Raw genomic sequence first — 4,022 nt, 5'->3', positions numbered from 1 at the left:
CGGCCCCGTCCCACACACGGACGGGGCCGTTTTCACGGCCCACTCGTCACCATCGCCGACGACGCGAACATCACCATCCTCAGTGACGCGCGACAATCGAACCGAATAATCGCCCCAACCCGGCTCACACCCACCACACGCACACCTGACCGATCCGGGAACATCAACTGCCACAACACCTCTGCTGCACCATCAGCGACCACACCCGGCAGTTCTACCGGAATCCCCAGCACCCCAACACAATCGACACCCGCTCATCATCGAAAGTGGGACAGAGCCAGATTCAGCGAGCGCCGTCAATGCTGCCGGTGCACGGCACGATCAACGGACAAAAATGGAAGCCACGCATCCAATACCACAGTTCAAGTGACCGACCTGGCTGTCGACATAGGTCTCCTGCGTCGACGTCTCGTACCTGGTAGCACCGCCAGCGACGGACGGTGCGCTTCCCAGCGGGGGTGAAGATCCAATGCCGACAGCCGGCCGTCGCCTTGGCAGACCGTCCGGGCCATGAACCGATCCAGATCCACGGCCGCCGGTTTGGACGGCGTATACGTGGCAAATGTAGGCATCAACCCTGTTCGCCACATAGCGGGTTTATGGATGGGTACGGATACCGCGGACGCCGGTTACGTGGGCGCTAAGTTGTCGTTTGATCAGTTTGGTTTTCTGGGTGTTCACGACTTCGACGGAGCCGTTGCTGTAGGGCAGTGTGAGGCTGGCGTCGTGGTCCTGGTCGAGGCCGCTCGGGAAGGGATCGAGTTCCGGCAGCCGCGCCTGGCGAACCGCTTCATCCACGCGTCCAGGTCGCTGCCCCAGCATTCGGTCATCAGCTGCTCGAAGTTGGTGACGAGCCTGGCCAGATCGGTCATCTCCGGACAGGCGGCGAGGAGTTCGTCGAGGTGACCGCTGCTGCTGTCGGCCAGGTCGGTGGGCCGGGTCATGATCCGGGAGGTGAGTCGCCGCGGTGACGGCGTGATCCGGTCGCTCTTGGCTGAATTATTCGTGGAGCAGTTTGATGCTGCTGGTTTAGTTGAGAGCTTTGATCTCGTGGAATTGAAGCAGACCCGGGATGACAGGTTGGGCGGTGAAGCGATGGCGCAGGTGATCGCGTTAGGAGTCGAAAAAGCATGCCCGATATTGAGGGAACGCAGCAGCTGATCAGGTTCGGGAGTTCTGAAGGGAATAGATCTGATAAATCTTATTGCGTTTCTTGATGGGCTGGCTCAGGATGGGCTGGTGATGTTTCCTCCGGAGCAGGTGCGGACGTTTCTGGCGGTGGCTCAGACGCTGAGTTTCACGCAGGCCGCGGCGTCGTTGGGGTTGGGGCAGCCGACTGTGAGCCAGCATATCCGCAAGCTTGAGCAGGCGGTGGGGCGATCGTTGCTGATCCGCGATACCCGCACGGTCAGGCTGACCGTGGATGGGGAGGCGATGGTGGGATTCGCTCGGTCGATCCTGAGTGCGAATACTGCGGCGGCTGAGTATTTCACGGGGCCGGGAGTGCGGGGCCGGTTGCGGTTCGGGGTGACCGATGATCTGGCGTTGACGCGGGTGCCGCGGATTCTGCGGGATTTCCGACATCTCAATCCGGGGATCACATTGGATTTGACCGTGTCGCAGGGGAGTTATCTGGAGCGTCGTGTGGAGTCCGGGCATGTCGACATCGCTTTTCTCAAGACGACGGCGGGTGAGGGACGTGGCCGGTTGGTGCTCCGGGATCGGCTGGTGTGGGCTGCTGCTGAGGGCAGCGGGCTGCGGTGGGACGAGGATCGGCCGGTGCCGTTGGTCGTGTGGCAGGCGCCGAGCCCGAGCCGGGCGCTGGCGGTGCGCGCATTGGAGGAGAGGGGCATCCGGTATCGGGTAGTGTGCACGGCGCGAGGGGTGAACGCGGTACTCGCAGCGACACGGGCCGGTCTGGGTGTGGCGATCTTTGCCCGCAGCCTGCTGCCGCAGGATTTGGTCGAATTATCCAGCGCGGCAGGTTTACCTGAACTCGGCGAACTCGATCTCGTTCTAGTCACCAACCTGAGTGCCCCCGCCGAACCGGTCGAAGCGCTGACGTCAACAATCCTCGCTCATAGCAACCCCCTCCGACCGCGAGTCTGAGAACTCTACTTCGCCGATTCCCCTCGCCCGCATGGTTCGTGCCGGGTTCATGGTTCGGCATGTCCGGAGACTCCGGACTTATTGGCCGAGGGTCTGCGTCGAGTCGATCTGCCGTCAGTTCGCCGCGCACGGAATCCAGATTGCGTCCTGACCCGGCCGAATTTTGACCCAGTCGATGCTGGTGGCGACGCCTGAATTCTGCTGGTACACAGGGACACTGCCCGGACGGTGCCTACGGCGCGACCGCACTGATCGATGCAGCCGCGGACTCAGGACAAGTTCGATCTCGACACTCGCCATCCAGCTTCCGACCGCCGAACCATGGGCAGGCGTGGGTCGTTCAATGCAGGCGCTTCTATTCGTCAAATCGCCGGCAGCACGGGACTTGGTGCATCGAGGTGGGTCGTCGCCGGACTGTTGCAGGCAGTCCGGCGACGAGTGCGGGCCGCAGCGAAGGGTTCACCAGCCCGCTTCCCTCCCGGTGCCGCGCTCGCGCGGGCAGCCTCGACACCGAAATTCGTTGATCGAAAAGCAGATTCGCGTCTGTTCAGTAGGTGTAGAACCCGCGGCCGGTCTTGCGGCCGAGGTAGCCGGCATCGACCATGCGCCGCAACAGAGGTGGCGGGTTGTAGTGGGGTTCGCGGAATTCCGCGTATAGGGATTCGGCGATGGCGAGGGTGGTGTCGAGGCCGATGGTGTCGGTCAGGCGTAGTGGGCCCATGGGGTGTGCGTAGCCGGCGACCATGCCCTCGTCGATGTCGGCGATGCTGGCGAACCTGGACTCGGCCATGCGAATCGCGCTACACAGGTAGGGGATGAGCAGCGCGTTGACGACGAACCCGGCCTGGTCCTTGGACTCGATGGTGCGCTTGCCCAAGGTGTTGCGGGCGTAGGCGGTGACCTTGTCGGCGACCGCACGCTCGGTCTGCAGTGTTACGACGATCTCGACCAGCGGCAGCACCGGTACCGGGTTGAAGAAATGGACCCCGACGACACGGCCTGGGTGGGCGGTGGTGTTGGCGATCCGGATGACCGGGATGGAGGAGGTGTTAGTGGCCAGGATCGCTTCCGGCGCCACGATGGTGTCGAGTTTGGCGAAGAACTCCGTCTTGAGTACTTCGATTTCCGGGGCGGCTTCGATGACCAGTTCCCGGTCGGCGAAGTCGTCGATCGCGGTGGTGAGGGCGATGCGGCCGGCGGCTTGGTCGGCGAGGTCACGGTCGAGTTTGCCTGCCTCGACCGCGCGGGTCAGGGAGCGCGCGATGCGCGCGCGGGCGAGGTAGGCGCCGTCAGTGTCGCGTTCGAGGACCAGGACCTCGCCGCCGGCGCGGGCAGCGACCTCGGCGATGCCCGCGCCCATGGTGCCGCCACCGATCACACCGATACGGTGCATGGACACTGTGCCTCCTTGCTCGGGTGAAAACCGTTGATACTGTGTCGGATCCCGGATGCAGACCAAACGCCGAACGCGCGAGTTCAGCCATTCGGGCGGCCACCGCAGGACTCAGCCGGTGCTTGCTGTGGTAGCCGCTGGCGCGGTGGCGAGGATCGTTCGCCACCGCCTGCGCGCACGGGTGACACGGTCTGCGATCGAGATGGTGCGGGCACCGCCGGTCAACCATGCAGCCCCGGAGTAGAGCGCCATGACAAGGGCGGTCAGAAGGATGAGAGCGTTCATTGTGAGCGATGCCTGCATTCTGTTCGTGCATATCGACCGGTGCCGCAGTTGTCTCCGCGAGCGCCTTCGGCCACGACACGGCAAAGTGGTGGGCGGTAGCGTGATCAGCGTCGACCCGGCAGGTAGCCGGTGGTGCTCAGCCGATGCTGAAGGGTTGGCCCCAGATGGTGACCCAGCTGGTGATGGTGTCGGTGTCGATCTCCACCGACACGAACGCGCGGGCTTGGGCGTAGCC

5 protein-coding genes are annotated in these 4,022 nt (G+C 63.7%); 2 read left to right on the top strand and 3 right to left on the bottom strand.

Annotation, left to right across the window (positions count from 1 at the left end; all coding sequences use genetic code 11):
* Window positions 1–677: 677 nt before the first annotated feature.
* Window positions 678–944 carry a hypothetical protein gene (locus tag ACFXN1_RS51405; RefSeq protein ID WP_379446623.1) on the bottom strand — a complete coding sequence of 89 codons (267 nt, stop codon included), beginning with the start codon at window positions 942–944 and terminating at the stop codon, window positions 678–680.
* Between the two features lie 10 nt (window positions 945–954).
* On the opposite strand from ACFXN1_RS51405, the gene ACFXN1_RS51400 reads away from it, so the two are divergent.
* Together ACFXN1_RS51400 and ACFXN1_RS51395 are read left to right on the top strand one after the other, a co-directional pair.
* A complete protein-coding gene (locus tag ACFXN1_RS51400; protein WP_379464160.1) occupies window positions 955–1,161 on the top strand; it encodes a hypothetical protein in 207 nt (68 codons plus the stop codon).
* An 81-nt stretch (window positions 1,162–1,242) separates the two neighbouring features.
* Window positions 1,243–2,109, top strand: coding sequence for a LysR substrate-binding domain-containing protein (locus tag ACFXN1_RS51395; protein WP_379446625.1), 867 nt, complete (start codon window positions 1,243–1,245; stop codon window positions 2,107–2,109).
* Between the two features lie 547 nt (window positions 2,110–2,656).
* Here the strand turns inward: ACFXN1_RS51395 and ACFXN1_RS51390 are convergent.
* Entirely contained in the window at window positions 2,657–3,502 is an 846-nt protein-coding gene (locus ACFXN1_RS51390) for a 3-hydroxybutyryl-CoA dehydrogenase (RefSeq protein ID WP_379446626.1), read from the bottom strand.
* Window positions 3,503–3,923: 421 nt separating this feature from the next.
* A partial coding sequence (locus ACFXN1_RS51385; RefSeq protein WP_379446627.1) for an MspA family porin occupies window positions 3,924–4,022 on the bottom strand: 99 nt, incomplete at its 5' end.

This window comes from Nocardia sp. NPDC059154 (genome assembly GCF_042755705.1).
Taxonomy (GTDB): Bacteria; Actinomycetota; Actinomycetes; order Mycobacteriales; family Mycobacteriaceae; genus Nocardia.
This window is presented reverse-complemented; position numbering and strand designations above follow the sequence as displayed.

Coding starts and splice junctions, on each gene's coding strand:
- ACFXN1_RS51405 (WP_379446623.1), bottom strand. CDS start 944: ATGACCCGGCCCACCGACCTGGCCGACAGCAGCAGCGGTCACCTCGAC.
- ACFXN1_RS51395 (WP_379446625.1), top strand. CDS start 1,243: ATGTTTCCTCCGGAGCAGGTGCGGACGTTTCTGGCGGTGGCTCAGACG.
- ACFXN1_RS51390 (WP_379446626.1), bottom strand. CDS start 3,502: ATGCACCGTATCGGTGTGATCGGTGGCGGCACCATGGGCGCGGGCATC.